The 26,805-nt window shown below is 75.5% G+C and carries 17 protein-coding genes; all 17 read left to right on the top strand.

Annotated elements, in window-relative coordinates:
• Nucleotides 1–56 precede the first annotated feature (56 nt).
• The 17 genes from OG553_RS06970 (at nt 57) to OG553_RS06890 (ending at nt 26,792) form a co-directional block, all read left to right on the top strand.
• On the top strand, nt 57–320 hold the full coding sequence (locus OG553_RS06970) for an acyl carrier protein (RefSeq protein ID WP_007267082.1): 264 nt from the start codon (nt 57–59) through the stop codon (nt 318–320).
• Complete coding sequence (locus tag OG553_RS06965) at nt 317–1,585, top strand: beta-ketoacyl-[acyl-carrier-protein] synthase family protein (protein WP_405978150.1); 1,269 nt, start codon at nt 317–319, stop codon at nt 1,583–1,585. The genes OG553_RS06970 and OG553_RS06965 overlap by 4 nt, the downstream gene beginning before the upstream one ends.
• On the top strand, nt 1,582–2,676 hold the full coding sequence (locus OG553_RS06960; protein WP_405978149.1) for a beta-ketoacyl synthase N-terminal-like domain-containing protein: 1,095 nt from the start codon (nt 1,582–1,584) through the stop codon (nt 2,674–2,676). Before OG553_RS06965 ends, OG553_RS06960 begins: the two co-directional genes overlap by 4 nt.
• A gap of 104 nt (nt 2,677–2,780) precedes the next feature.
• Complete coding sequence (gene fabG, locus OG553_RS06955; protein WP_405978148.1) at nt 2,781–3,524, top strand: 3-oxoacyl-[acyl-carrier-protein] reductase; 744 nt, start codon at nt 2,781–2,783, stop codon at nt 3,522–3,524.
• Nucleotides 3,525–3,570: 46 nt separating this feature from the next.
• Entirely contained in the window at nt 3,571–4,302 is a 732-nt protein-coding gene (locus OG553_RS06950; protein ID WP_405978147.1) for a 2-hydroxychromene-2-carboxylate isomerase, read from the top strand.
• Complete coding sequence (locus OG553_RS06945; RefSeq protein ID WP_405978146.1) at nt 4,299–5,744, top strand: condensation domain-containing protein; 1,446 nt, start codon at nt 4,299–4,301, stop codon at nt 5,742–5,744. Before OG553_RS06950 ends, OG553_RS06945 begins: the two co-directional genes overlap by 4 nt.
• The gene (locus OG553_RS06940; protein WP_405978145.1) at nt 5,741–6,922 is read left to right on the top strand and encodes an FAD-dependent monooxygenase; all 1,182 of its coding nucleotides are present in this window, start codon (nt 5,741–5,743) and stop codon (nt 6,920–6,922) included. Before OG553_RS06945 ends, OG553_RS06940 begins: the two co-directional genes overlap by 4 nt.
• Nucleotides 6,923–7,066: 144 nt before the next feature.
• Nucleotides 7,067–7,306 (top strand): MbtH family protein, encoded by a 240-nt coding sequence (locus tag OG553_RS06935; protein ID WP_405978144.1) that lies wholly within the window; start codon nt 7,067–7,069, stop codon nt 7,304–7,306.
• 102 nt (nt 7,307–7,408) lie between these two features.
• Entirely contained in the window at nt 7,409–12,724 is a 5,316-nt protein-coding gene (locus OG553_RS06930; RefSeq protein ID WP_405978143.1) for an amino acid adenylation domain-containing protein, read from the top strand.
• Nucleotides 12,721–19,254, top strand: coding sequence for an amino acid adenylation domain-containing protein (locus tag OG553_RS06925; protein WP_405978142.1), 6,534 nt, complete (start codon nt 12,721–12,723; stop codon nt 19,252–19,254). The genes OG553_RS06930 and OG553_RS06925 overlap by 4 nt, the downstream gene beginning before the upstream one ends.
• 4 nt (nt 19,255–19,258) lie before the next feature.
• The gene (locus OG553_RS06920) at nt 19,259–20,284 is read left to right on the top strand and encodes an ornithine carbamoyltransferase (protein ID WP_405978141.1); all 1,026 of its coding nucleotides are present in this window, start codon (nt 19,259–19,261) and stop codon (nt 20,282–20,284) included.
• The gene (locus OG553_RS06915; RefSeq protein WP_405978140.1) at nt 20,281–21,909 is read left to right on the top strand and encodes an MFS transporter; all 1,629 of its coding nucleotides are present in this window, start codon (nt 20,281–20,283) and stop codon (nt 21,907–21,909) included. Before OG553_RS06920 ends, OG553_RS06915 begins: the two co-directional genes overlap by 4 nt.
• A 214-nt stretch (nt 21,910–22,123) precedes the next feature.
• Nucleotides 22,124–22,912: a Tat pathway signal sequence domain protein gene (locus tag OG553_RS06910; RefSeq protein ID WP_405978139.1), complete on the top strand. Its 789-nt coding sequence runs from the start codon at nt 22,124–22,126 to the stop codon at nt 22,910–22,912.
• 79 nt (nt 22,913–22,991) lie between these two features.
• Nucleotides 22,992–24,203, top strand: coding sequence for an inositol-3-phosphate synthase (locus tag OG553_RS06905; RefSeq protein WP_405978138.1), 1,212 nt, complete (start codon nt 22,992–22,994; stop codon nt 24,201–24,203).
• Nucleotides 24,200–25,216 carry an SCO3242 family prenyltransferase gene (locus tag OG553_RS06900; RefSeq protein WP_405978137.1) on the top strand — a complete coding sequence of 339 codons (1,017 nt, stop codon included), beginning with the start codon at nt 24,200–24,202 and terminating at the stop codon, nt 25,214–25,216. Before OG553_RS06905 ends, OG553_RS06900 begins: the two co-directional genes overlap by 4 nt.
• The gene (locus tag OG553_RS06895) at nt 25,213–26,112 is read left to right on the top strand and encodes a sugar phosphate isomerase/epimerase family protein (RefSeq protein WP_405978136.1); all 900 of its coding nucleotides are present in this window, start codon (nt 25,213–25,215) and stop codon (nt 26,110–26,112) included. The genes OG553_RS06900 and OG553_RS06895 overlap by 4 nt, the downstream gene beginning before the upstream one ends.
• Entirely contained in the window at nt 26,109–26,792 is a 684-nt protein-coding gene (locus tag OG553_RS06890) for an EboA domain-containing protein (protein WP_405978135.1), read from the top strand. The genes OG553_RS06895 and OG553_RS06890 overlap by 4 nt, the downstream gene beginning before the upstream one ends.
• Nucleotides 26,793–26,805 lie beyond the last annotated feature (13 nt).

Here is a 26,805-nt window from a genome sequence, read left to right as displayed (position 1 = left end):
CATCGAACCCAACGCTCCCCCCCCCCGCACGATCCCCACCCAACGGAGGAATTCGGATGACCACCCAGATCGCCACCCTCGACGCCGAGCGCAAGGAGCAGATCAAGGAGATCGTCTGCGACATCCTGGAGCTCGACCTCGACGAGGTGACCGAGACCAGCCTCTTCAAGGAGGAGCACGACGCCGACTCCCTGCGCACCATCGAGATCCTCGCCTCGCTGGAGCGGGTCTTCGGCATCACGCTGGAGCAGGCCGAGCTCAGCCGCATGGTCAACCTGGTCGGCGTGTACGCCGTGATCGCGGAGGCCGAGGGCAAGTGACCTCCCAGACGGCCGCGACGGGGCGGCGACCCGCTGCCCGGCACCGGGTGGTGATCACGGGGCTCGGCGTCGTGACGAGCATCGGCACGGGCGTCGACGCCTTCGCCGAGGGCCTGCGGGCCGGACGCAGCGGGGCCAAGCCCATCAGCGCGTTCGACACCACCGGCTTCGCCCATTCCAACGCCTGCGAGATCACCGACTTCGAGCCGGAGGCCTGGCTGCGCGAGCTGCCCGCCGACGAGCTCGGCCGGGCCGCACAGTTCGCGGTCGCCGGGGCCCGCATGGCGGTGGCCGACGGCGGACTCACCGAGGCGGACGTCCGGGCCAGGCGCTCCCTGGTCTCGGTCGGCACCACCGACGGCGAGTCCCGCGACCTGGACCACCTCACCGGGCTCCAGGTCGCCCAGGGCGAGGACACCCTCGACCCGGTGGTCGCCCGGCGCGTCTGGCCGGGCCGGCTCTCCGCCGGCATCGTCCGCGAACTGGGCCTGGAGGACGTCGAGACGGTCACCGTCCCGACCGCCTGCGCCGCCGGCAACTACGCCGTCGGCTACGGCTACGACGCCATCAGCTCCGGCGACGTGGAGATGGCCCTCTGCGGCGGCGCCGACGCCCTGTGCCGCAAGACCTTCACCGGCTTCTACCGGCTCGGCACCATCGCCCCCGACGTGTGCCGGCCCTTCGACGCCGACCGGCAGGGCATCCTCACCGGCGAGGGCGCCGGCATCCTGCTGATGGAGTCCCTGGAATCCGCCCTGGCCCGCGGCGCCCGGATCTACGCCGAGGTGCTCGGGTACGGGCTGTCGTGCGACGCCAGCCACCCGGTCGCCCCCGACCGGGACTCGATCGCCCGCTGCATCACCGCCGCGCACGCCAATGCCGGCATCACCCCCGCCGACGTGGACTTCATCTCCGCGCACGGCACGGGCACCAAGGCCAACGACGTCACCGAGGTCGGCGCGATCCGCCAGGTGTTCGGCGAGGACCTGCCCCGCACCGTCTCCATCAAGTCGATGATCGGCCACACCATGGGCGCCGCCAGCGCCCTGGCCTCCGCCGCCTGCGCCCTGGCTCTGCGCGAGGGGTTCATCCCGCCGACCATCAACCACCGCACCACCGACCCCGAGTGCGGGGTGGACTGCGTACCGAACGAGGCCGTCGAGGCCGACCTCAAGGTCGTGCAGAACAACGGACTCGCCTTCGGCGGCAACAACGCCGTGCTGGTCCTCGGCCACTGGGAAGACGAGAGGAGCGCCGTCGCATGAGCACGGCAGCGGAACCCCGCGAGCGGCAGCTCGTCATCTCGGGCTGGGCGGTCAGCTCCCCGTACGGGCTGGGCCGCCGCGCCTTCGCCGAGGGACTCCTCGCGGAGACGGCGGCCACCGCCCCCGTCGACACGGAGAAGTGGCCCGTCCCCTACGAGGACGCGGGCCTGATCCCCGGCTTCGACATCAAGGAGGTGCTCGGCCGCAAGGGCACCCGCTCCATGGACCGGGCCACCGGCATCGCCGTCGTCACCGTCGGCGAACTGCTGGAGGACTTCGGCCGGGGCCTGGCCGCCGACCCGGAGAAGACCGGGCTGGTGCTCGGCACCTCCGGCAGCGTCCAGTCCATCATGGACTTCACCAAGGACGCCCTGACCGGCGACAAGCCCTACCTCGTCGACCCGGCCCGGTTCCCGAACACCGTGATGAACTGCCCGACCGGCCAGAGCGCCATCCGGCACACCCTCAAGGGCCCCAACGTCACCGTCTCCGGCGGCTCGGCCACGGGCCTGCTCGCCCTGAACTACGCCTCCCGGCTGCTGCGCGGCGGCCACGCCAACGCGCTGCTGGCCGGCGCCGCCGAGGAGTACTCCGTCCAGCGGGCCCGCCTGGAGCGGGTCGCCGACCACGGCGGGGCCGAGCCCGACCCGCTCGGCGAGGGCGCCGCGCTGTTCCTGCTGGAGAGCGGGGACGCCGCCCGCGACGGGGGCCGCCAGGTCCTCGCCACCGTGCTCGGCTCCCGCTTCCGGGCCTTCCCCGAGAGCGGCCGGGCCGGCTCCGCGCTGGCCCGCTGCGTCGAGGCGGTCCTCGCCGACGCGGGCGCCGCCCCCGAGGACGTCGCCCTGGTCGCCCCCGGCAACCCCGCCGGACTGCTCGGCAAGCAGGAGGAGTCCGCGCTGGAGCCCGTCGCGGGCGAGCGGATCGCCGTACGCCCCCTCGTCGGCGACGCCACCGCCGCCTCGGCCGCCTTCCAGCTGGCCGCCGTCCTCGCCCACGCCGGCGCCCGGCCCGCCCTGGTCGACCGGCTCGCCCTGGTCACCGCCATCGACCGGGACGGCACCGTCGGAGCCACCCTGCTCCGGCTCGGCTGACCCGGCCCGTCCGGGCGGGGGGCGCACGCCGACAGCGCCCCCCCCGCCCCCCGCACCCCGCCCCGAACACGCACACCCGCGTCCCGAGAGAGAGGCACCTATCCATGTCCGAGACACCGAGGCCGGTAGCCCTCGTCACCGGCGGCTCCCGCGGCATCGGCCGGGCCGTGGTGGAGATCCTGGCGCGGGACGGCCACGACGTGGCCTTCTGCTACCAGTCCAACGAGGAGGCCGCCCGGCTCGCCGCGAAGGCCGCCGAGGCGCTGGGGGCGCGGGTGCTGGCCCGCCGGGTGGACGTCACGGACCGCGAACAGGTCCGGGCCTTCACCGCGGAGGCCGAGGCGGAGCTGGGCCCGGTCGAGGTGCTGGTCACCGCCGCCGGCATCGTCCGCGACGGCCACCTCGCCATGATGAAGGACGAGGACTGGGACGCTGTGGTCCGCACCAACCTCGACGGCACCTTCAACTTCGCCAAGGCCGTGGCCTTCCCGATGATGAAGCGCCGCCGCGGCACCATCATCACCCTCTCCTCGGTCGCCGCCGCCGGCAACGCCACCCAGAGCAACTACTCCGCCACCAAGGCCGGGATCATCGGCTTCACCAAGGCCCTCGCCAAGGAGTCCGGCCGCAGCGGCCTGCGCGCCAACGCCGTCGCCCCCGGCTTCATCGCCACCGACATGGTCGGCGGCCTGTCCGAGAAGCACGCCAAGGAGATGGCGGCCCGCATCCCGCTGCGCCGCTTCGGAGAGGTGCACGAGGTCGCCGAACTGGTGTCCTTCCTCGCCTCCGACCGCGCCTCCTACATCACCGGACAGGTCTTCCACATCGACGGCGGTCTGGTCGTCTGACCCGCCCGACCACCGGGACCAGCCTGATTCACAGAGGAGTTTCGACATGGCCGGCCGTGCCGCCAAACCGCCCCGGTTCTACTTCAACCTGCGCAGCCCCTACAACTTCTTCGCCCTGCACGACATCGAGCGCGAGCACCCCGGACTGCTCGACCGCCTCGAATGGCGCCCCTTCTGGGAGCCCGACGAGACCACCGGCCGACTGCTCGACGAGGCCGGCGGGCAGTTCCCGTACACGCCGATGAGCCGCGCCAAGCAGTTCTACATCCTGCGCGACGTACGCCGCCTCGCCGCCGACCGGGGCCTGCCGCTGACCTGGCCCGCCGACCGCGCGCCGTGGTGGGAGCCGGCCCACCTGACCTGGTTCCTCGCCCAGGACGCGGGCCTCGGCCGCGAATGGGTCGCCCGCGCCGGACGCGCCCGCTGGCTGGAGGGCCGCGACATCTGCGACCCGGCCACCGTCGTCGAACTGGCCGCGGAGATCGGCCTGGACGCCGCCGCCGTGGCCGCCGCCACCGACGACGCAGGCCTGCGCGCCCGCGGCGCCGCCGCCCTGATGGACGTGCACCGCGACGGGGTCTTCGGGGTCCCGTACTTCATCAACGGCAGCGAGCCCTACTGGGGCCTGGACCGCGTCCGGGAATTCGCCGCCTCCTTCGCCGACGCGGCCCCCGCCGAAGGCGCCCCCGCCCCGGCCGCGCGGCCCGAGGAGAAGGAACTCGCCGCCGTCGGAGCCGGCCGCACCACGGACATGAGCCACGCAGGAGGCTGCGGATGAGCACCACCACCGTGGAGGCGCTGCCGCTCACCGCGATCCAGCAGTCCATGTGGACGGCCTACCGGGTCTCGCCCGAGGCCTCCGCCTACAACATCGTCATGCCGCTGCGGCTGCGCGGCCGCGTCGACCCCGTCGCCATGGACGCCGCCGTCACCGCCGTCGGCGCCCGCCAGGAACTGCTGCGCTCGGTCTTCACCGAGTCCGCCGCCGGAGTCCGCCGCACCGTCAGCGAAAAGCCCCTGGTCCGCCTGGAGTTCCACGACCTCGACGGGGCCGGCGAGGCCGAGCTGCACCGCGCCGCCGAAGAGGCCGGCGCCCGCCCCTTCCGCCTGGAGTCCGGAGCCTTCCGGGTGGTGCTGCTGCGCCGCTCCGACTCGGACTGGGCCCTGGTCACCTCCGCCCACCACATCGTCAGCGACTTCACCTCCCGCTGGCTGCTGGTCCGCGACGTCCTCGACGCCTACGCGGGCATCGCCGCCGCCGCCGAGCCCGCCTGGCGCCCCATCCCCGGCTCCTACGCCGACCACGCCGCCGAAGAGCTGCGCTACACCGCCTCCGAGGCCGGACAGCGGGCCGCCGCCCTGTGGCACGAGTCGCTCGCCGGTGCCGCCGCCGCCGAACTGCCCCTGGACCGGCCCCGGCCCGCCCTGCGCTCCTACCGCGGCGGAACCGTCGTGCGGCAGCTCGCGAAGGACACCGCCGACGGCCTGCCCGCCGCGGCCTCCGCCGCCGGAGTGACGCCCTTCGCGTACCTCCTCTCCGTCTTCCAGGCCCTCACCCACCGCTGGACCGGCCAGGACGCCTTCGTCCTCGGCGTCCCCGCCACCAGCCGGATGGGCCGCGCCCAGCGCGACGTGATCGGCTGCTTCCTCAACACCATGCCGGTCCGCGCCGACTTCGACGCCCGCTCCACCTTCCGCAGCGCCGCCGCCCAGGCCGGCGAACGGGTCATGCGCGGCATGGTCAACGTCCGCTACCCCTGCGCCCTGGCCTTCCCCCGCGCCACGGTATTCCGCACCGCGCTGTTCCTGGTCCAGATGGACCGCATGGAACCGCCGGTGCCCAACGTGCCGCCCGGCGCGAGCGAGGGACCGTCCGTCCCGTACGCGGGCCTCGACATCGCCCTGATCGACGTACCCCAGCAGGAGGGCCAGCTGGACCTGCTGCTGCGCATCGAGCAGACCCCGGACGGGGTCACGGCCGTCTTCTCCTACGACACGGACGTACTGGACCGCGAGACGGTCGCCCGGTTCGCCGACGGCTACGAGCGGATGCTCGCGGCCGCCGTCAAGGAGCCGGACACCCCCGTCGCCGACGTCGAACTCGCCGGCGCGGACGAGCTGGAGGCCCTGCTGGCCCTCGGTACCACCGCCACTGACCTCGACGGCTTCGACGGCTTCGACGAGTTCGAGTCCTTCGAGAACGCCCGGGAGCACCGGTGAGCCCGCGCATCGCCGTCATCGGCGCGGGACTCGGCGGCCTGGCCGCCGCTGCGGCCCTGTACGCCCGAGGCCTGGACGTCACCGTGTACGAGCGCGGCGAGACCCTGCGCGAACAGGGCGTCGGCATGCACCTCGGCCCCAACGGCACCCGGCTGCTGGAACGCCTCGGCCTGGGCCCCCGCCTCGCCGAACTGGCCGTCCGCCCCGAGGCGCTGGAGGTCCGCGCCTTCCACGACGGCGCCCGGGTGGCCGTACAGGAGATGGGCGAGGCCTGGGAGCGGCAGTTCCGCGCCCCCTACCTCACCGTCCACCGCGGCGACCTGCACCGCATGCTGGCCGGCCTGGTCCCGGCCGACCGGGTGCGCACCGGCAAGGAACTGGTCCGCCACGAGGAGCGCCCCGACGGGGTACTGCTGGAGTTCGCCGACGGCACCACCGACCGGGCCGACGTACTCGTCGGGGCCGACGGGGTGCACTCGGCGGTGCGCCGCGCCCTGGCCGGCGACGACACCCCCGTGTACTCGGGGAACAGCGCCCTGCGCGGACTCGTCGCCGCGGCCGACGTACCCGGGCTCGACCCGGCCCGGATGTACATGTTCGCGGGTCCCGGCGCGCGGGTGCTGTGCTACCCGGTCTCCGGCGGGCGGGAGTTCACCTACGTGGTGGTCGCCCCGGCCCCCGAGGGCGACGCCGAATCCTGGACCAGCGCCGGCGACCGGGCCGACCTGGACTCCGTGCTCGCCGGCTGGGCGCCGCAGGTGCGCGAACTGGTCGGCGCGGCCGGCGAGGTGCGCCGCTGGGCCCTGTACGACCGGGCCCCGCTGGAACGCTGGAGCACCGCCCGCACCACCCTGCTCGGCGACGCCGCCCACCCGATGCTCCCGCACCACGGACAGGGCGCCAACCAGGCCGTCGAGGACGCCGTCGCCCTCGCCGTCTGCCTCGCCGAGGCGGCCCCCGGCGCACCCGGCACCGCCGCCGCCCTCGAACGCTACGAAGCGCTCCGCCGTCCCCACACCACCCGGGTACAGCTCGGCTCCCGCGAGGGCGGCAAGCCCCGCGGCGGCCCCGGCGGCCCCGGCGGCGACGTCAAGGGCGCTGCCGCCGACGTGAGCTGGATCCTTGACCACGACGTGGAAGCCGCCCTGCGCACCCCGGTGACCAGCACGGCAGCCTGAACCGACCCTCCCCTTCCCACGGGCCCCCGACGCCATCCGGCGCCGGGGGCCCGTCCCGCTTTCCGGCCCGTATATGCGCTCGATAGGGCATCGATAGCGCCCTCTTCAAGGATGGCGGCACCTGATCACGCGAAGGGAACAGCGATGAGCGAACAGCAGAACGACACCCGGCCCGGCGACGGACAGGCGGAGACCCGCTACCGCGTCGTCCTCAACGACGAGGAGCAGTACTCGATCTGGTGGGCCGGGCGCGAACTCCCCGCCGGCTGGACCGCCGAGGGCACCGAGGGCACCCGCGAGGAATGCCTGGCCCGCATCACCGAGGTGTGGACCGACCTGCGTCCCGCCAGCCTGCGCCGGCGGATGTCCGCCGCCGCGGCCTGACCCACCCGCACCACCGGGCCCGTCCCGGTCCGCCGGGCCAGTCCCGGTCCGTCCAGGCCTCGGGCACGGCCGACGCCACCCGATCCCGATGAAGGAGAGCACGTGAACGACCGTACGCAGTCGGGATCCGCCCCCGGCCGTCTGCTGCTGCCCGCCCTGTTCAGGGCCCAGGCCGCCCGTACCCCCGAGGCCCCCGCCGTCCTCGGCGCCGACGGATCCGCCCTCGGCTACGCCGCCCTGGACGGGCTCGCCGGCCGCTACGCCGCGGCCCTGCGCGCCCGCGGAGTGGCGCCCGGCGACTTCGTCGGCGTCTGCCTGCCGCGCGGCCCCGAACTGATCGCCGCGCTGCTCGGCGTCTGGTTCGCGGGCGCCGGCTACGTCCCCCTCGACCCCAACTACCCCGAGGCCCGCCTCGCCCTGGTGCTGGAGGACGCCGGCGCGGCCGTCGTGCTCGCCTCGCAGGCCACCGCCGCCCGGCTGCCCGCCGGCACCACCGTCCTCGACGTCGCCGACGCCCCGCGGACCGTGCCGGACGAGGAGGCCGCCGCCTTCCCCCTGGCCCCCGAAGCCGCCCGCCCCGCGTACGTCCTGCACACCTCCGGATCCACCGGCCGCCCCAAGGGCGTCCTCGTCCCGCACGGCGGCATCGCCAACCGGGTCCGCTGGCTGGCCCACCGCCACAAGCTCGGCGCCACCGACCGCTTCCTGCTCAAGACCACCATCGGCTTCGACGCCGCCGGCCTGGAGGTCTTCTCCCCCCTGATCAGCGGGGGAGCGGTCGCCGTCGCCCCCGAGGACGCCGAACGCGACCCCGCCGCCCTGCTGCGCGCCGTCTCCGCGCACGGGGTCACCGTCCTGCAGGGCGTGCCCTCCGTCTACCGGCGCCTGGTCGAGCAGTCCGGCTGGGAGGACGCCGGCGCCCTGCGGCTGATCTTCAGCGCGGGCGAGCCGCTGCACGCCGAACTCTGCCGGGCCCTCGCCGAGCTGGCCCCGTGCGCCGAGATCTGGAACACCTACGGCCCCACCGAGGCCTCCGTCGACGTCACCGAACACCGCTGGGACCCCGCCCAGCAGACCGGCGCCGTCCCCATCGGCCGTCCCATCGCCCACATGCGGGCCCTCGTCCTCGACCCCGCCGGCCGGCCCGTACCCGTCGGCGTCCCCGGCGAACTGCACGCCGGCGGCGTCGGCCTCGCCCTCGGCTACCAGGGCCGCCCCGACCAGACCGCCGAACGCTTCGTACCCGACCCGTACGGCACGCCCGGCGAGCGGCTCTACCGCACCGGCGACCGGGTCCGCTGGCTGGCCGACGGCACCCTGGAGTACCTCGGCCGCCTCGACCACCAGGTCAAGGTCAACGGCGTCCGCATCGAGACCGGCGAGGTCGAGGCCGCCCTCGCCGCCCACCCCTGGGTCCGCGCCGCCGTCGCCGCCGCCGTCCCCGACGGCTCCGGCGGACACCGCCTCGTCGCCTGGGTCCAGTCCCGCGGCGAACTCCTGCGCCCCGAGGAACTGCGCACCTTCCTGCGCCGCGCCCTGCCCGACCCGCTGATCCCGTCCGTCTACGTGCCCGTCGCCGAGTTCCCGCTCACCGCCAACGGCAAGATCGACCGCTCCGCCCTGCCCGATCCGGCCGCCGCGGCCGCCTCCGCCGCCGAGGGCCCGCACGTCCCCGTGCGCACCCCCGCCGAACGGGTCGTCGCCGAGCAGTGGTCCGCCCTCCTCGGCATCCCCGCCGAGGAGATCGGCGCCACCAACGACTTCTTCCAGCTCGGCGGCGCCTCCCTGCTCCTCAGCCGGCTCGCCGAGGCCCTCACGGCCGCCTCCGGCACCCGGGTCCCGCTGCGCGCCCTGTTCACCGCCACCACCGTGGAGGCCCAGGCCGCCCTGCTCGCCGACGGCCCCGCCCTGGCCACCGCCGGAACCGACGCCGACGAGACCGTCCGGCCCGTGGACCGCCCCGAGCAGGGCCTGCCCCTGTCTCCCGGCCAGCAGGGCCTGTGGCTGATGGACCGGATGCGCCCCGGCAGCGCCGAGTGGAACGCGCCCGTCTTCATCACCCTGCCCCACGAGTACGCCGACGCCACCGTCGCCGCCGCCCTGACCGGCCTCGCCGAACGCCACGAGATCCTGCGCACCCGCTACGTCCTGCGAGGCACCGAGCCCGTCCAGATCGCCGACGCCGACGCCCGCGTCGAACTGCGCACCACCCGCGCCGGGACGGCCGCCGCCCGCCACGCCCTGATCGAGGACGAGTTCAGCCGCCCCTTCGACCTGGAGGACGGCCCCGTCTGGCGCGCCCTCACCGTGCGCGGCGCCGACTCCCTGCACCTCGTGCTGTCCGTCCACCACATCGCCTGCGACGGCTGGTCCTCCGTCGTCCTCGAACGCGACCTGCTCGCCCTCGCCGACGCCGCCCACCGCGGCACCACCGCCGAACTGCCCGCCCTGCCCGTGCAGTACGCCGACCACGCCGCCCACCAGCGGAGCCGGCTGGCCGGATCCGCCGCCGGCGCGGAACTCTCGTACTGGAAGCAGGCCCTGGACGGCATCCTCCCCGTCGACCTGCCCGCCGACCGGCCCCGGCCGGCCGTCCGCGACGGACTCGGCGCCGCCCACGTGTTCACCGTCCCCGCCGAGCTGGCCGAACGGGCCGCCGCCCTCGGGCGCGGCCACGGCGCCACCCTCCAGCAGACCCTGCTGACCGTGTTCGGCACCCTCGTGGCCCGGCTCACCGGCCAGTGGGACGTCCCGGTCGGCGTGCCCGTCGCCGGACGCGAGCGGCCCGAGGTCGCCGACGTCGTCGGCTTCTTCCTCAACACGCTCGTGATGCGCTGCGACGCCCCCGCCGACGCCACCTTCACCGAGGCCCTCGTCCGGGTGCGCGACACCGCCCGCGCCGCCTTCGCCCACCAGGACCTGCCCTTCGACCGGCTCGTCGCCGAACTGGACGAGGCCCGCGACCCCGGCCGCACCCCCCTCTACCAGGTCATGTTCGACCTGCACGAGGAAGGCCGCACCGGCACCGCCACCGCGGCGGACGACGTCGACGCCTTCCGCGGCGCCTGGCGGTCCGCCCGCACCGACCTCACCTTCGTCGTGCAGCGGCAGGCCGACGGCTCCCTGCTCGGCATGGTCGAGTACGCCACCTCCCTCTTCGACGCGGCCACCGTCGAACGGTTCGCGGCCGGCTGGGTCCGGCTCCTGGAGTCCGTCACCGCCGACCCCGGGGTCCGCCTCGGCCGGGCCGGCCTGCTCCCGGACGCCCTGCGCGCCGAGATCCTCGCCCTGGGCCCCGGCGCCCCCGAACCCGGCACCGGCCGGACCGACGAGGAGGCCGTGCACACCGCCATCGCGGCCGTCGCCCGCCGCTCCCCGGACGAGACCGCCGTCGTCTGCGGCGGCGAGAGCTGGAGCTACGCCCGGCTGGAGCGCCGCGCCGAGGCCTTCGGACAGCGGCTGCGGGAACTGGGCGCGGGCCCCGAGACCACCGTCGCCGTCATGCTGGGCCGCACCCCCGACCTGATCGCCGCCTACCTCGGCACCTGGAAGGCCGGCGCCGCCTACGTACCGCTGGACCCGGCGGCCCCCGACGAGCGCCTCGGCTACGTCCTCCGGGACGCCGGCGCCACCCTGCTGGTCTCCGACCTGGCCGGCGCCACCCGCCTGCGCGGCCACCACGACGCCCCCTGGCTGGCGGTGGACACCGACGACCGTCTCGCCGCGGCCTCCGGCGGTCCGGCGGGGGTGCGCGCGGGGTCCGCCCCCGCCGGCCCCGTCGCCGGTGCGTCCGGCTCCGGGCCGGCTGCGGAGGCCACCGCCCGGCCCGCCGTCGGGCTCGCCACCTGGGCGCCCAGTGCCGAGTTCGCCGCCGCCGCGGGCGCGGCCGCCCTGGCCTCGGCCAGCGACCCCGCGCTCGCCGCGGACGGCCTGGCCTCGTGGACCCGTACCGAAGGCGCGGGCGAACAGCACACCGAGGGGCTGCTGTCCTGGCCCACCACACCGCCGGAGGCACCGGCCGACCCGGTGCGCCTCGCGTACATCATGTACACCTCCGGCTCCACCGGCCGTCCCAAGGGCGTCGCCGTCGAGCACCGGACCCTGCTGGCCATGCTCCGCGCCTCGCAGGCCCACCTGGACTTCGGCCAGGGCCCCGACGACGCCTGGCTCGCCCTCGCCCAGCCCACCTTCGACATCTCCTGCACCGAGCTGCTCATGCCGCTCGTCGCGGGCGGCCGGGTGGTCCTGGCCCAGGAGCGGGACCTGAACGACCACGCCGCGCAGTTGCGGCTCATCGAGGAGCACGGCGTCAGCCACCTCCAGGTCGCCCCGCCGCACTGGCAGATGCTCATCGACGCAGGCCTCGGCCGGCGCCCGCTCGTCGGCCAGACCGGCGGCGAGCCCTGCCCGCCCGCCCTGGCCCGGGACCTGTCCCGCCGCCTGCTGCGGTTCGTCAACGAGTACGGGCTCACCGAGACCACCATCGCCGCGACCCGCTGGGACGCCCACGACAACGCCACCGCCGTACCCGTCGGCCGCGCCTACCCGCACATCACCGCCCGGGTCCTGGACGACCACCTGGAGCCCGTCCCGTACGGCACCACCGGCGAACTCTGCGTCGGCGGCGCCGGCCTGGCCCGCGGCTACCACGGCCGCCCCGACCTGACCGCCGAACGCTTCGTGCCCGACCCGTACGGGGCCCCCGGCGCCCGCCTCTACCGCACCGGCGACCGCGCCCGGATGTCCGCCGACGGCACCATCGAGTTCGCCGGCCGCGCCGACGGCCAGGCCAAGATCCGCGGCCGCCGCGTGGAGACCGGAGAGGTGCAGGGCGTCCTCGCCGGGCACCCCGGGGTCTCGCAGTGCGCCGTCGTCGTGCACGGCACCGGCTCCACCGCCGCGCTCGTCGGCTACTGGGTGCCGGGCGGCCCCACCCCGCCCGGGGACTCCGAACTCCTCGACCACTGCGCCCGCAGCCTGCCGGACTACATGGTCCCCGCACTGCTGGTGCCGGTACCCGAGATCCCGCTCACCCGGCACAACAAGGTCGACACGGCGGCCCTGCCCGCCCCCGACCTCGCCGCGGCCCTCTCCGACGAGCCGTACACCGCGCCCGAGGGCCCGGTCGAGGAGATCGTCGCCGAGATCTGGGCCGAGGTCCTCGCCGGGGAGGACGGCACCACCCGCCGGATCGGCGCCCGCCAGGGCTTCTTCCGGATCGGCGGGAACTCCGTCCTCGCCGCCCGCGTCATCGCCCGCCTCCACGAGGAGTTCGACGTCGAGATGCCGCTGCGCGCCGTCTTCGAACACCCCACCGTCGCCGGGCTCGCCGCAGCCGTCGAAGAGGCCGTCCGCCTCGAGATCGAGACCCTCGACCACGCCGAACTCGCCATCGCCCACAGGGAGTACCAGCCGTGACCGCACCCACCGCACCCACGCAGGACGAGCTGCGCGCGGAGCTGCTGCGCAGACGGCTCGCCGGCCGCGCGGGCCGCGCCGCGGGCGTCCCGGCCCGTACCGGGATCCCGCGCGCCGACCGGGGGGCACCGCTGGCGCTCTCCGCCGGCCAGCGCCAGCTGTGGTTCCTGCACCAGCTCGACCCGGACAGCCCCGAGTACCTGCTGCCGCTCGCCCACCGGCTGCGCGGCCCCCTCGACGAGAACGCCCTGCGCCGCTCCTTCGACGCGCTGGCCGCCCGCCACGAGATCCTGCGCACCCGCTACCTCCTCGACGGCGCAGAACCCCGCCAGACCATCGACCCGGCCGGCCCCGTCGACTACGCCGTCACCGAGGTCGCCGGAGTCGCCGAGGGCGACCGGGACGCCGCCGCGGCCGCCTTCGTCCGGGCCCGCGCCACCGAGGTCTTCGACCTGGCCACCCAGGCCCCGCTGCGGGTGCGGCTGCTGCGCCTGGCCGCCGACGACCACGTCCTGGTCGTGGTCATGCACCACATCGCCTGCGACGCGCTGACCCGGCCGCTGCTCCTCGCCGACCTGGCCGCCTGCTACCGGGCCGCGGGCACCGTCACCGGCCCGCTGGACGGCGTACTGCCCGAACCGCCCGTCCAGTACGCCGACTACGCGGCCTGGATGAACGCCCGCCAGAGCGGCCCCGCCGCCGAGGCCGCCCTCGACTGGTGGCGCGGACAGCTCGCCGGCACCGAACCGCTCGGCCTGCCCACCGACCGGCCCCGGCCCTCCGTACGCGGCTGGGCCGGCTCCGTCGCCGAGTTCGACGTGCCCGCCGCCACCGCCGCCCGGCTGCGCACCCTCGCCGAACAGGAGGGCGCCACCCTCTTCATGGTCCTGCTCAGCGCCTACCAGGCACTGCTGGGCCGCTACACCGGCAAGCAGGACGTCAGCGTCGGCACCGCCGTCTCCGGCCGCACCCGCCCCGAACTCCAGCGGATGGCCGGCTACGCCTACAACAGCCTCGTGCTGCGCGGCCGCTGGCAGGGCGACCCGGACTTCCGCGAGCTGCTCGCCGGCAACCGCACCGCCGTCCTGGACGCCTTCGACCACCAGGACACCCCGTTCGACCGGATCGCCGACGAGCTGGAGCCCGAACGCGACCTGTCCACCACCCCGCTCTTCCAGGTGATGTTCGACCTGGCCTCCGGGCAGGGCTCCGACAGCCCCGACCTGCCCGGCCTCACGGTCGGGCCGGTCGCCGCCAGCGGCCGGATCGCCCGTTTCGACCTCACCATGCACCTCGCCGAGCGCCCCGACGGCTCCCTGCACGGCGCCCTGGAGTACGCCACCGACCTGTTCGAGGACGCCACCGCCGAACGGATCGCCGGCCACTACGCGGCGCTGCTCGCCGCCGTCGCCGAAAGCCCCGGCGCCCCCCTGTCCACCCTGGAGTTCATCGGCGGCGCCGAGCGCGCCCTGCTCCTCGACGGCCCCGCCGAGCCGGTCGGAGCCCCCGTGGACGCCGCCGCCCTGCGGCCCGTCTTCGAGACCATCGCCGAGCGGATCGCCGCCACCCCCGGCGCGGTCGCCGTCCGGTACTCCGGCGGCGAGCTCACCTACGCGGAACTCGACGCCCGCGCCGACCGGTTCGCCCGCCGCCTGGTCCAGCTCGGCGTACGCCCCGACGACACCGTCGGCGTGCTCCTGGACCGCGGCCCCGACCTGGTCGCCGCCCTGCTGGGCATCTGGCGGGCCGCCGCCGCGTACGTGCCGATCGATCCGGGCTACCCCGACGAGCGCATCTCCTTCATGCTCGGCGACACCGGAACCCGGCTCGTCGTCACCCAGTCCCGGCACGCGGACCGCTTCGAGGGGCCGGACCTGGTCGTCGTCGACGACCCGGCCGAGCGGACCGCCCTCGCCACCGCCGAGGCCGAACTGCCCGCCGCGTACGATCTCGACCAGCTCGCCTACGTCATCTACACCTCCGGCTCCACCGGCAGGCCCAAGGGCGTCCTCATCGGCCACCGGGGCCTGGCCAACTACCTCACCTGGACCGCCGGCGCCTACGCCCCGGCCGGCACCGGCGGCGCGCCCCTGTTCTCCTCCGTCGCCTTCGACCTCGGCGTCCCCGACCTGTACGCCCCGCTGATGACCGGGCAGAGCGTCCACCTGCTGCCCCAGGACTTCGACACCGCCGACCTGGGCGCGCTCCTCGCGGAGGGGGGACCGTACGCCTTCATCAAGCTCACCCCCGGCCACCTCGACCTGCTCTCCCAGCAGCTGGAGCCCGCGCAGGTCCGCGACCTCGCCGGACTGGTCATCGCGGCCGGGGACTCCTTCACCCACCGCCTCGCCGAGCGCTGGGCCGCCGCCGCGGGCCCCGACGGAACCCGCCTCGCCGCCGAGTACGGCCCCACCGAGATCACCGTCGGCAACTCGGCGCACTTCCTCGCCGCCGACGGCGCCCCCCACGGCCCCGTCACCACCGAGCTCGTCTCCATCGGCCGGGCCATCCCGAACACCACCATGTACGTCCTCGACGAGCAGCTGCGGCCGCTGCCGCTGGGCGTCCCCGGCGAGGTGTGGATCGGCGGCACCGGCCTGGCCCGCGGCTACGCCGGCCGCCCCGACCTGACCGCCGAGCGCTTCCTGCCCGACCCGTACGGTGCCCCCGGCGCCCGCATCTACCGCACCGGCGACCTCGCCCGGGTCCTGCCCGACGGCAGCCTCGACTTCGTCGCCCGCATCGACCACCAGGTCAAACTGCGCGGCTACCGCATCGAACTCGGCGAGATCGAGACCGCCCTGACCGCACTGCCCGCCGTCGAGGAGGCCGTCGCCCTCGTCCGCGAGGACACCCCCGGCGACAAGCAGCTCGTCGCCTACCTCGTCCCCGCCCCCGGAGCCGACGGGGCCGCACTCGCCCCCGCCGCCCTCAAGGACGCGCTGGCCGAGGCCCTGCCCGCCTACATGATCCCCTCCGCCTACCTGAGCCTGGACGCCCTCCCGCTGACCGCCAACGGCAAGCTCGACCGGCGCGCCCTGCCCGCCCCCGGCCGCGAGGCCACCGCCGTCGGCGAACACGTCGAGGCCCGCGACGCCGCCGAGGCCTCCATCGCCGCCGTCTGGGCCCAGGTCCTCGGCCTGGAGAAGGTCGGCGTCCACGACAACTACTTCGACCTCGGCGGCGACTCCATCCGGGCCGTCTCCCTCGTCGGCGCCCTGCGCGAGGCCGGCTGGGAGACCAGCGTCCGCGACGTCTTCGAACACCGCACCGTCGCCAAGCTCCGCGCCGCCCTCGGCGACCAGGCCGGCGACGGCTCCGCCGAACGCGCCGACGGGCCCGTCGCCCCCTTCGCCCTGATCTCCGAAGAGGACCGGCTCACCCTGCCCGCCGACGTCACCGACGCCTACCCGGTCTCCCGGATCCAGGCCGGAATGCTCGTCGAGATGCACGGCCGCAGCGGCGAGAACCGCTACCACAACATCACCTCCTTCCGGATCCGCGACTCCCTCCCCTTCGACCCCGAGGTCTTCCAGCGCGCCGCCGACCTGATCGTCGAACGCCACGAGGTGATGCGGACCTCCTTCGCCATGGCCGGCTACGGCGAGCCGCTCCAGCTCGTCCACGCCGTCGGCACAGTCACCATGCCGTGCGTCTTCGAGGACCTGCGCCACCTGCCGCGCGAGGACCGCGAGTCCACCCTGTGGTCCTTCGCCGACCGCGACCGCGAGGAACTGTTCGACCTCACCACCGCCCCCCTCATGCGGATGGCCGTCCACCTCGTCGACGACGAGAGCTGGTGGCTGTCCATCACCGAGTGCCACCCCGTCATCGAGGGCTGGAGCTACCACTCCCAGCTGATGGAGCTGCTCCGCGCCTACAACGCGATCCGCACCGGCGGCGAACCCGAACCGGCCCCGCCCGTCCCGGCCGTCCGCTACGCCGACTTCATCGCCGGCGAACTGCGCTCCCTGGCCAGCACCGAGGACCGCGACTACTGGCGCGAACTCGTCGACTCCCACGAGAAGTTCACCATCCCCACCGGCTGGGGCGGCGACCCGCACGGCATCGACGAGCGCTACCGCATCGACATCGACCTCGCCGAGGCCGAGCCGGGCCTGCGCGCCCTCGCCTCGGCCGCGCAGGTCCCGTACAAGAGCGTCCTGCACGCCGCGCACAGCAAGGTCCTGTCGATGCTGACCCGGGCCGGGTCCTTCCGCGGCGGCATGGTCGCCGACGCCCGCCCCGAGGAGGCCGGCGCCGAGCGGGTCTCCGGCATGTACCTCAACTCCGTGCCCTTCCCCTACCGCAAGGGCGCCGCGACCTGGGGCGAGCTGGCCCAGGAGGTGTTCGCCCGCGAGGTCTCGCTGTGGCCGCACCGCCGCTACCCGATGCCCGCCATGCGCGTGGCCGGCGGCGAGAGCCACCTGATCGACGTGCTCTTCCACTACCTCGACTTCCACCAGGTCGACGTGGAACTCATCGACATCATGGCCAGCCGTGACGACAGCCCCAACGAGTTCCCGCTCGTCGTCGGCACCCCGGTCCGCGGCCACATGTCGATCGCCTCCCGTACGAGGACCCTCGCCAAGGCCAACGCCGAACGCCTCGCCGGGCTCTACAAGGCCGTGCTCGCCGAGATGGCCCGCACCGGCGCCGACGGGGACGCCACCGGCGCCTTCCCCAGCGCCTACGAGAAGACCCGCCTCGCCGCACCGGCCCTGCCGCACCCCGAGACCCCGGTGGACGTCCTCGCCGGCTTCGAGGCGCGGGCCGCCCGCACCCCGTGGGCCACCGCCCTCACCGGCGCCGGCACCCCCGGCACCTCGTACGCCGAGCTCGACGAGCGGGCCAACCGCATCGCCCGCAGGCTGCGCGCCCTCGGCGCGGGCCCCGAGACCCGGGTCGCCGTCCTGCTGGACCGCGGACCCGAGCTGGTGGCCGCCCTGCTCGGCGTGTGGAAGGCCGGCGCGGCGCAGCTCCCGGTCGACCCCTGCACCCCGGACGCCCGGATCGCCGGGCTCGGCTTCGAACTGGCCCTCACGCAGGCCTCGTACGCCGGACGCTTCGCCGGGATCCTGCCCGAGGGGCGGGTGCTCGCCGCCGAGGACGTCTCCCACGAGGGCGACGGGAGCCCGCTGGGCCTCGGCCCGGACCCGGACCGGCTGGCGTACGTCCTGCACACCTCCGGCTCCACCGGCACCCCCAAGGGCGTCGAGGTCACCCACCGCGCACTCGCCCACTACCTCGACTGGGCCGTACGGGCCTACGCGGAGGCGGGCACCGGCGGCGCGCCCTGGTTCACCTCGGTCGGCTTCGACCTGGGCCTGCCCGCCCTGTACGCGCCGCTGCTCACCGGGCAGCCGGTGCACCTGCTGCCGCAGGACTGGCAGCCGGGGGAGTTCGGGCCGCTGCTGCTGTCCGGGGCCCCGTACTCCTTCGTCGGGCTGACCCCCGGCCACCTCCGGCTGCTGGAGGCGCAGCTCACGGACTCCGAACTCGGCGGCCTCGCCGGGATCACCGTCTGCGCCGGCGACGCCTACCCGACCGCCCAGGCCGAGCGGGTCTCCGCCCGGATCGCCGCGGCCGGCGGGCGGATGCTGCTCGGTGCCGAGTACGGGCCCACCGAGGCCACCGTCGCCGCCACCTTCGGGTACGTCCGCCCGAACACCGGCCGCACGCTGGTCCCGCTGGGCTCCAGCCTGCCCGGGGTGCTGGTGCGGATCCTCGACGAGCGGCTGCGGCCGGTGCCGGACGGCATCGCGGGCGAGGTCTGGCTCGGCGGCGAGGGACTGGCCCGGGGTTACGCCGGGCAGCCCGCACTCACCGCCGAATCGTTCCTGCCGGACCCGTACGGGCTCCCCGGCACCCGCATCTACCGCACCGGCGACCTGGCCCGCCTGCTGCCCGGAGGGATCCTGGAGTTCACCGGCCGCGCCGACGAGCAGGTCAAGATCCGCGGCCACCGCGTCGAACCCGGCGAGGCCGAAGCGGCCCTCACCGCCGACCCGGCCGTCCGCGAGGCGCTCGTCACCCCGGTGGACGCCGCCGACGGCGGCAAGCGGCTCGCCGCCTGGGTGGTCCCCGCCGACGGGGCACCCGTCGAGGTCCCCGCCCTGCGCGACCGGCTGCGCGCCGTCCTGCCCGCCGCCGTCATCCCGGCCACCGTCACCGTCGTCGCACAGCTCCCGCTGACCGCGAACGGCAAGCGCGACAAGGCCGCCCTGGCCTCCCGGCAGGCCACCGCGACCCCGCTGCCCTACACCGCCCCCCGCACCGACCTGGAGAAGGTGCTCGCCGAGGTCTGGTCCGAGGTCCTCGGCCTCGAACAGGTCGGCGTGCACGACGACTTCCGCGACCTCGGCGGGGACTCCCTGCTGGTGGCCCCGCTGCTCGTCACCGCCCGTCGGCACGGACTGGCCCTCGACCTGGCCACCGCGCTCCGCAACCACACCGTCGCCCAGACCGCCACCGCGCTCGAAGCCGCCGCCGCCCGCCAGGACGGCGCAGACCACCCCCGGAAGGGCTGATCCGATGGACCGCCACACCACCGACCGGCAGGGCCGCCGCCCCGCCCGCCACCTGATCTCCATCGACGACCTCACCGACCTGGACCTGCGCCGGATCGTCGCCCGCGGAGCCCAGTTCTCGGCGGGCACCGCCACCGGCTCCGACGCCCTCGACGGCCTCGTCGCCGGCATCTACTTCGCCAAGACCTCCACCCGCACCCGCACCGCCTTCTCCTCCGGAGCCCTGCGCGTCGGCGCCCGCATCGTCGCCTACGGCCCCGGCGACCTCCAGCTCAACACCGGGGAGTCCGTCGAGGACACCGGCCGCGTCCTGTCCGGCATGCTCGACGTCCTCGTCGCCCGCACCGCCGGACCCGAGGCCGAACTGCGCGGCTGGGCCGCCCAGGACCGGATGGCCGTCGTCAACGCCATGAGCGCCGAGGAACACCCCACCCAGGCCCTCACCGACCTCACCACCCTGCTGCGCCACTTCGGCCGCATCGAGGGGCTGCGCATCCTGTACGTGGGCGAGGGCAACAACACCGCCGCCGCCCTGGCCCTGGCCCTCACCCGCTTCCCGGGCGTCCACTTCGAGCTGCGCACCCCGCCCGGCTACGGGCTGCTGCCCTCCATCACCCGGCGGGCCACGGCCCAGGCCGAGCGCACCGGAGCGGTGCTCGTGGAGCGGCACGACATGGACGTGCTGCCCGAGGGCTTCGACGTGGTCTACACGACGCGCTGGCAGACCACGGGAACCGAGAAGCCGGACGCGAACTGGCGGGAGATCTTCGCCCCGTTCCAGGTCACCGCCGGCCTGTGGGAGGCCAGCCCGCGCGCCGTCTTCATGCACGACCTGCCCGCCCACCGGGGCGAGGAGGTCACCGCGGAGGTGCTGGACGGGCCGATGAGCATCGCCTTCGCCCAGGCCACGAACAAGATGCACAGCGCCATGGCGGTGCTGGAGTACACCCACTCCGGCCCCGACGCGCACGCCGCCGCCGAGGCCGCCCACGACCTGGCCGGGCTCCGCCCCGCCCTGGCCGTACGGTGACCCCGCCGCCGAGAACGGCGACGGACCCGGCGGTCCTCCAGTGGCACCTGAACGAGGACACCGACGCCGCCTCCGACGCCGGGGGCGCCTCCGGCGCCGGGAACCCGGCGGGGGCCGCCCCCGCCGGAGCCGTCATGTCGGCCCCCGCCGCGGCTGCGACCGAGGACCGAGCCGGAGCCGCAGCCGCGGCCGCGGCCGGTGGTTCCGCTGCCGCATTGGCCAAGGCGGGAGCCGGAGCGAAGGCCGGAGACGGCGCCGGGCCGGTGGCCGAGGGCACCCGGGCCGGGGACGTGACCGAAGCCGTTGCCGAGGCAGGGCCCGGGGACCGGGCAGGGGCTGGGACCGGAGCCCCCGCCGGGTCCGTGGCCGGGCCGGATGCCGGGAGCCCCGCCCGAGCCTCGGACGGGGACGACGCGGCGGCGGCCCTACCGCTGCGGCGGAACCGGGACTTCTCGCTGCTCTGGGGCGGCGCCGGGCTGTCCCTGCTCGCCGGGCGGGCCACCGCCGTGGCCTACCCGCTCACCGTGCTGTGGCTCACCGGCTCTCCCGGCGACGCCGGCCTGGTCGGCACCGCCCTGCTCCTCCCGCAGCTCCTCGTCCAGCTCCCCGGCGGCGCCCTCGTCGACCGCTGGGACCGGCGCCGGATCATGCTCGGCGCCGGGCTCGGACAGGCACTCGTCGCCGGAGCGGTCGCGGCCCTGCTGCTCAGCGGGCACGTCTGGCTGTGGGCCCTGCTCGCCGCCGCCTTCGTCGAGGGCACCCTCGGCGTGCTGCACCAGCTCGCCGAGCGGGCCGCCGTCCCCGCCGTCGTCCCCGCCGAGCAGCTCCCGGCCGCCCTCACCGGCAACGAGGCCCGCACCCGCGGCGCGGCCATCGCCGGCCAGCCCCTGGGCAGCGGACTGGTCGCCATCGGGGCCTCCTTCCCCTATGTGGCGGCACTCGTCGGCCAACTCGCCTCCGTAGCACTCCTGTTCGGGGTCCGCGGCAAGCTCCAGGCCGAGCGCACCGGCCCGCGCCCCGACCTCGTCGCGGACGTCAAGGAGGGCCTCGTCTGGATGTGGCGCCAGCACTTCCTGCGCGCCGTCATGGCCGCCGTGGCCGTCTCCAACCTGCTCTTCCAGGGCCTCAACCTGGCCGTGATGACCGGGATCCAGGAGAACCACGGCTCCCAGTTCGAGATCGGCCTCGTCCTCTCCCTGAGCGGGGCCGGCGGGCTCGTCGGCGCCATCAGCGGCGGCTGGTGGGCCACCCGGTTCTCCCTGCGCACCCTGGTCCTCGGCGGACTGGCCGTCTGGACCGCGCTGATGGTGCCCGTCGCCTTCCTGCGCGATCCCTTCGCCCTCGGCGCCCTCTTCGCGGCCAGCGGCTACGTCGGCGGCGTCTTCAACGTCGCCGGCGGGGTCTTCATGGTCCGCGTCGCCCCAGACCGGATGCGGGGGAGGGCCAACTCCCTCGCCATGCTGGTCGGCGGCGGGGCCATGGCCGCCGGACCCGTCGCCGCGGGCTTCGCCCTGGAGGCGTACGGGCCCACCCGCACCGTCCTCGGCCTCAGCGTCGCCATGGGCCTCACCGCGCTCGCCGCGCTGCTCTCGCCCGCCCTGCGCCGCAACCCCCTCGACGCCTAGCCGTACCCCGTCCCGCCCCCGTCCCGCCCCCGTTCCGCACCGTCCCGCACCCGCGCAGGCCCCCGCCCAGGGGGCCTGCGCGGTCGTGTTCCCGGGGCCCGGGCAGACGTACGGGACGTATAGAGCGGCCATAGCGGGCCACGGAAAAGTACAGGTCATCGCAGTCACCCGAATGCCCGTCCGCATCCGCGCCAGACCCTGAAGGAGCACGACAATGCAGCTCAACTCCATGGACCGGAGGAGCGTCCTGCGGACCGCCCTCGGCGTCGCCGGAGCCGCCGCCACCGTCGGACTCGTCGGCGCGACGCCGGCCGCCGCCCACGGCCGCCACCGCCCCGAGCTGCCCAAGGTCGAGGGCCTGGTCGGCGACCGCTGGGCGAGCGAGTTCTGGTACGACTACGACGAAATGTCGTACTACAACCCCACCGCGGAGATGAAGGCCGCGGTCGGGGCGATCACCGCCCCCTTCGGCGGGTTCACCAAGTCGTACGACGCCTGGGTCGCCACCCGCAAGGGCGGCCGCTACCCGCGCAGCTGGATGGAGATCATCCAGCCGAACCGCGCCCACTTCGAACTGCTCTCCCGCGAGCAGAAGAAGGTCTACGACAAGTGGTACGGCCGCGACCCCAAGGGCCTCGTCTTCGCCTTCCAGGAGTTCGGCCAGGGCACCCTGTTCGACCCGCGCCGCCCCGCCGGCAACAAGGTCCACATGATGAACTACACGCCGCCCACCCCCACCCAGGCCTACCACCGCTGGCACGCCTACCTGCAGTCCTTCCAGCTGCTGGACATCGACCGGCGCTTCTGGGCGCACATCAACCGCCTCACCGGCATGGCCTGGGAGCTCCAGTCGATCGGCAAGCCGGTCAACGACGCCAACGACAACAAGCACCTGCCCCGGCACACGGTGAACAAGGTCACCGCCAAGTGGCTGTGCCGCTCCGACGCCAAGGTCACCGCGGCCTTCGACGTCTGGCCCCACCCCGCCGACATGGGCAAGTAGCCCCCGACCGGGGCCCGTCCGCCGCACCGGACGGGCCCCGGACCCCACACCCCTCAAGACCCAGGAGGATTGGCACACCATGCGAGACACGACCGGATCAGCACCCCGAATCGGCGTCTGGATGGTCGGCGCGCGAGGCTCGGTCGCCACGGCCGCCGTCGCCGGCGCCGCCGCCATCGTCGCGGGTGCCGCCTCCCCCGTCGGGTGCGTCACCGAAACTCCCCCTTTCGCGGACGCGCCCCTCCCGGCCCTCGCCGACCTGGTGTTCGGCGGCCACGACGTCGTCGGCACAAAGCTGTCGGCGAGGGCCCGGCAGCTCGTGGACGCGGGAGTGCTGCCCGCGTCCGTCCTGGGGGCCCTGGACACCCCGCTGGCCGCCGCCGAGCTGGAGATCCGCGACGGATCCGCCCGCCCCGGAGAGTCCCAGTCCGAGACCGCCGCCCGGCTCGCCGAGGACATGGCCTCCTTCCGCGACCGGCACGCCCTGGAACAGGTCGTCGTCGTCAACGTCTCCTCCACGGAGCCGATGCCCGAGCCCGACCCGGCCTTCCTGGACCTCACCGCCCTCGAGGCGGGCCTCGCCGCCGGCTCGGTGACCCTGCCCGCCAGCTCCCTCTACGCCTACGCCGCCTTCACCGCGGGCTGCTCCTACGTCAACTTCACCCCCTCGGCGGGCGCCGCCCTGCCCGCCCTGGAGGAACTGGCCCGGCTGCGCCGCGTCCCGCACGCCGGCCGCGACGGCAAGACCGGGGAGACCCTCGTCAAGAGCGCCCTCGCCCCCATGTTCACCCAGCGCGCGCTGCGCCTGCGCTCCTGGTCCGGCACCAACCTGCTCGGCGGCGGCGACGGCGCGACCCTCGCCGACCCGGCGGCGGCCCGCTCCAAGACCGAGTCCAAGCAGCGCAGCCTGGAGGAGACCGTCGGGCACGCCGTCCAGGGACAGACGCACATCGACAACGTCCCCGAGATGGGGGAGTGGAAGACCGCCTGGGACCACATCTCCTTCGAGGGCTTCCTCGGCGTCCGCATGACCATGCAGTTCACCTGGCAGGGCTGCGACTCCGCGCTCGCCGCCCCGCTGGTCCTGGACCTCGTACGGCTCACCGCGCTGGCCGGCCGGCGCGGCGAGGCCGGGGCGCTGGCCGCCCTCGGCTTCTTCTTCAAGGACCCGGCCGGCTCCACCGAGCACAACCTCACCCTCCAGTACGAGACCCTCCGCGCCTGGGCCACCGCCCCGGCCGGCGCCCCCGCGCCGGTACGCCCGGACCCGCTGACCGGAGCCCGGCCGTGACCCCGCCGTCCGGCCCGGCCCTCAGCCCCGACAGGGCCGCCGCCGCGGCCGGCCGGGCGGGCCGCCCCCACACCAGCACCCTCCACGCCACCGCCCCCGACGCCACCGCCCCCGACGGGCCGCTGCGCCTGCCGCCCTTCCCCGGCCGGGCCTTCCGGGCCCGCCGCACCCTGCGCGCCTACGCCGAACTGCTCCGGGCGCCCGCCGCGATCACCGTCCCCGGCGACGTCCTCGCCGGGGCGCTGGCCGCGGGACGCGGCGCCGGGCCCCGCACCCTGGGCCTGGCCGGCTCCTCCGTCTGCCTCTACTGGGCCGGCATGGCCCTCAACGACTGGGCCGACCGGGAACTCGACGCCGCCGAACGGCCCGAACGGCCCCTGCCGTCCGGCCGGATCAGTCCCCGCGCCGCCCTGACCACGGCCGCCGCGCTCACCGCCGCCGGCCTGGGCGCCGCCGCCCTCGCAGGCGGGACCCGTACCGTCCTCACCCGGACCCTGCCGCTGGCCGCCGCCGTGTGGGCCTACGACCTCGGAGCCAAGGACACCCCCTTCGGGCCCGCCGTGATGGCCGCCGCCCGCGGCCTCGACGTCCTGCACGGCACCGGCCCCGGCCCCGCCCGCCCGGCCCTCGCGCCGGCCGCCGCCGTCGCGGGCCACACCCTGGCCCTGACCCGGCTCAGCCGCCACGAGGTCGCGGGCGCCCCGCCGCACGAGGCCGCCCTGACCGCACTGGCCTCGGCCGCCGCGGCCGCGGGCACCCTCCGCCGCGGCACCGGACCCGTTCAGGGCGCCGCCCTCGCCCTCTACGGCGCCGGCTACGGCCCCGCCCTCGCCCGCGCGGTGCGCCGCCCCGCGGCCCCCGAGGTGCGGAGGGCCGTCGGCGCCGGCATCCACGCCCTCCTGCCCCTCCAGGCCGCCCTGGCCGCCCGGGCCGGAGCCCCCCGACTCGCCGTCACGCTCGCCGCCGCCCTGCCGGTGGTGCGCCGGCTCGCCCGGAAGGTCTCCCCGACATGAGCGCACCCGCCGCGCTCCGGTTCTCGTACGGCACCAACGGCCTCGCCGACCACCGCCTCGGCGACGCCCTGCGCCTCCTCGCCGACCTCGGCTACGAGGGCGTCGCCCTGACCCTGGACCACCAGCACCTCGACCCGTACGCCCCGGGCCTCGCCGCCCGCCTCAACGGGATCCGGCGCGCCCTGGACGAAACCGGCCTCGACGTCGTGATCGAGACCGGTGCCCGCTACCTCCTCGACCCGCGCCGCAAGCACCGGCCCACCCTGCTGTCCGCCGAACCGGAAGGCCGCGCGCTCCGCCTCGACCTGCTGCGCCGGGCCGTCGGCATCGGCGCGGTCCTCGGAGCCGGAGCCGTCCACTTCTGGAGCGGCACCCCCGACCCGGACACCACCGCCGACGAGGCCTGGCAGCGGCTGGTCGACGGCTGCGCCGAGACCCTGGGGCACGCCGAAGCCGCAGGCATCGACCTCGCCTTCGAACCCGAGCCGGGCATGCTCGTCGCCGACCTCGCCGGCTACCGCAGGCTCCTCGCCGACCTCGGCCGGCCCGACCGCTTCCGCCTCACCCTCGACCTCGGGCACTGCCGGTGCCTGGAGCCGTGGCCCGTCGCCGACTGCGTGGCCCTGTCCGCCGACCGCCTCGCCCACGTCCAGATCGAGGACATGCGCCGGGGCACGCACGAGCACCTCCCCTTCGGCGAGGGGGAGATCGACTTCCCGCCCGTCCTGCGCGCCCTCGCCGACACCGGCTACCAGGGGCTCGTCTCCGTCGAACTCCCGCGCCACAGCCACGCCGGAGCCGACTCAGCCCGCCACAGCATCGCCTTCCTGCACGCCGCCGCCGGCCGGAGCCCGCGGCAGCAGGGGACGCACCAGAAGGAGGCCGTACCGGTATGACCGCCCCCACCCTCGCCCCGCCCGCCGCCACCCTCGCGGACGGCGCCGTGCACGACGCGCTGACCCTGCGCACCCTCCGGGAGTCCCTGCGCTCCGTCCTCGACCAGGAACACCGGGCCCGCCTCACCGCCGCCGAGGACGCCGTCGCCGCCGAGGGCCCCACCGCCCTGGACCGCCGCTTCCCCGCCGCCGGACGCGAGTACGGCCGCGGCCCCCTGCCCGGCTGGGCCGACTGGGCCGTCGAGGACGCCGTACGCACCGTCCTGCTGCTCGCCCTGACCCGGTACGGCACCTCCGGCGCCGCCCTGGCCGCCGAAGCCGCCGAACGGTACGTGCACGGCGACGCCGCCGAACGCCGGGGCGTCCTGCGCGCCCTGCCGTTCCTGCCCGTCGGCGACCGCGCCGTGCACCTCACCGACGACGCCGTGCGCACCAACGACAACCGGCTCGTCGCCGCCGCCCTCGGCCCCTACGCCCGCGCCCACCTCGACCAGTACCGCTGGCGCCAGGCCGTCCTGAAGTGCCTGTTCACCGGCATCCCGCTCGCCAAGGTGGCCGGCCTGCACGAACGCCGCGACGCCGAACTCGCCCGGATGGCCCACGGCTTCGCCGCCGAACGGCGCGCCGCCGACCGCACCGTACCGGCCGACCTCTGGGTCGTAGCCGCCCTCGACAACTGACGCCCCACCGATC

This window comes from Streptomyces sp. NBC_00158 (assembly GCF_045160885.1).
Classification (GTDB): domain Bacteria; phylum Actinomycetota; class Actinomycetes; order Streptomycetales; family Streptomycetaceae; genus Streptomyces.
The sequence above is the reverse complement of the archived record's forward strand: the minus strand, read 5'-3'. Positions and strand labels throughout refer to the sequence as shown.

Coding starts and splice junctions, on each gene's coding strand:
- OG553_RS06970 (WP_007267082.1), top strand. CDS start 57: ATGACCACCCAGATCGCCACCCTCGACGCCGAGCGCAAGGAGCAGATC.
- OG553_RS06960 (WP_405978149.1), top strand. CDS start 1,582: ATGAGCACGGCAGCGGAACCCCGCGAGCGGCAGCTCGTCATCTCGGGC.
- fabG (WP_405978148.1), top strand. CDS start 2,781: ATGTCCGAGACACCGAGGCCGGTAGCCCTCGTCACCGGCGGCTCCCGC.
- OG553_RS06950 (WP_405978147.1), top strand. CDS start 3,571: ATGGCCGGCCGTGCCGCCAAACCGCCCCGGTTCTACTTCAACCTGCGC.
- OG553_RS06945 (WP_405978146.1), top strand. CDS start 4,299: ATGAGCACCACCACCGTGGAGGCGCTGCCGCTCACCGCGATCCAGCAG.
- OG553_RS06935 (WP_405978144.1), top strand. CDS start 7,067: ATGAGCGAACAGCAGAACGACACCCGGCCCGGCGACGGACAGGCGGAG.
- OG553_RS06920 (WP_405978141.1), top strand. CDS start 19,259: ATGGACCGCCACACCACCGACCGGCAGGGCCGCCGCCCCGCCCGCCAC.
- OG553_RS06910 (WP_405978139.1), top strand. CDS start 22,124: ATGCAGCTCAACTCCATGGACCGGAGGAGCGTCCTGCGGACCGCCCTC.
- OG553_RS06905 (WP_405978138.1), top strand. CDS start 22,992: ATGCGAGACACGACCGGATCAGCACCCCGAATCGGCGTCTGGATGGTC.
- OG553_RS06895 (WP_405978136.1), top strand. CDS start 25,213: ATGAGCGCACCCGCCGCGCTCCGGTTCTCGTACGGCACCAACGGCCTC.
- OG553_RS06890 (WP_405978135.1), top strand. CDS start 26,109: ATGACCGCCCCCACCCTCGCCCCGCCCGCCGCCACCCTCGCGGACGGC.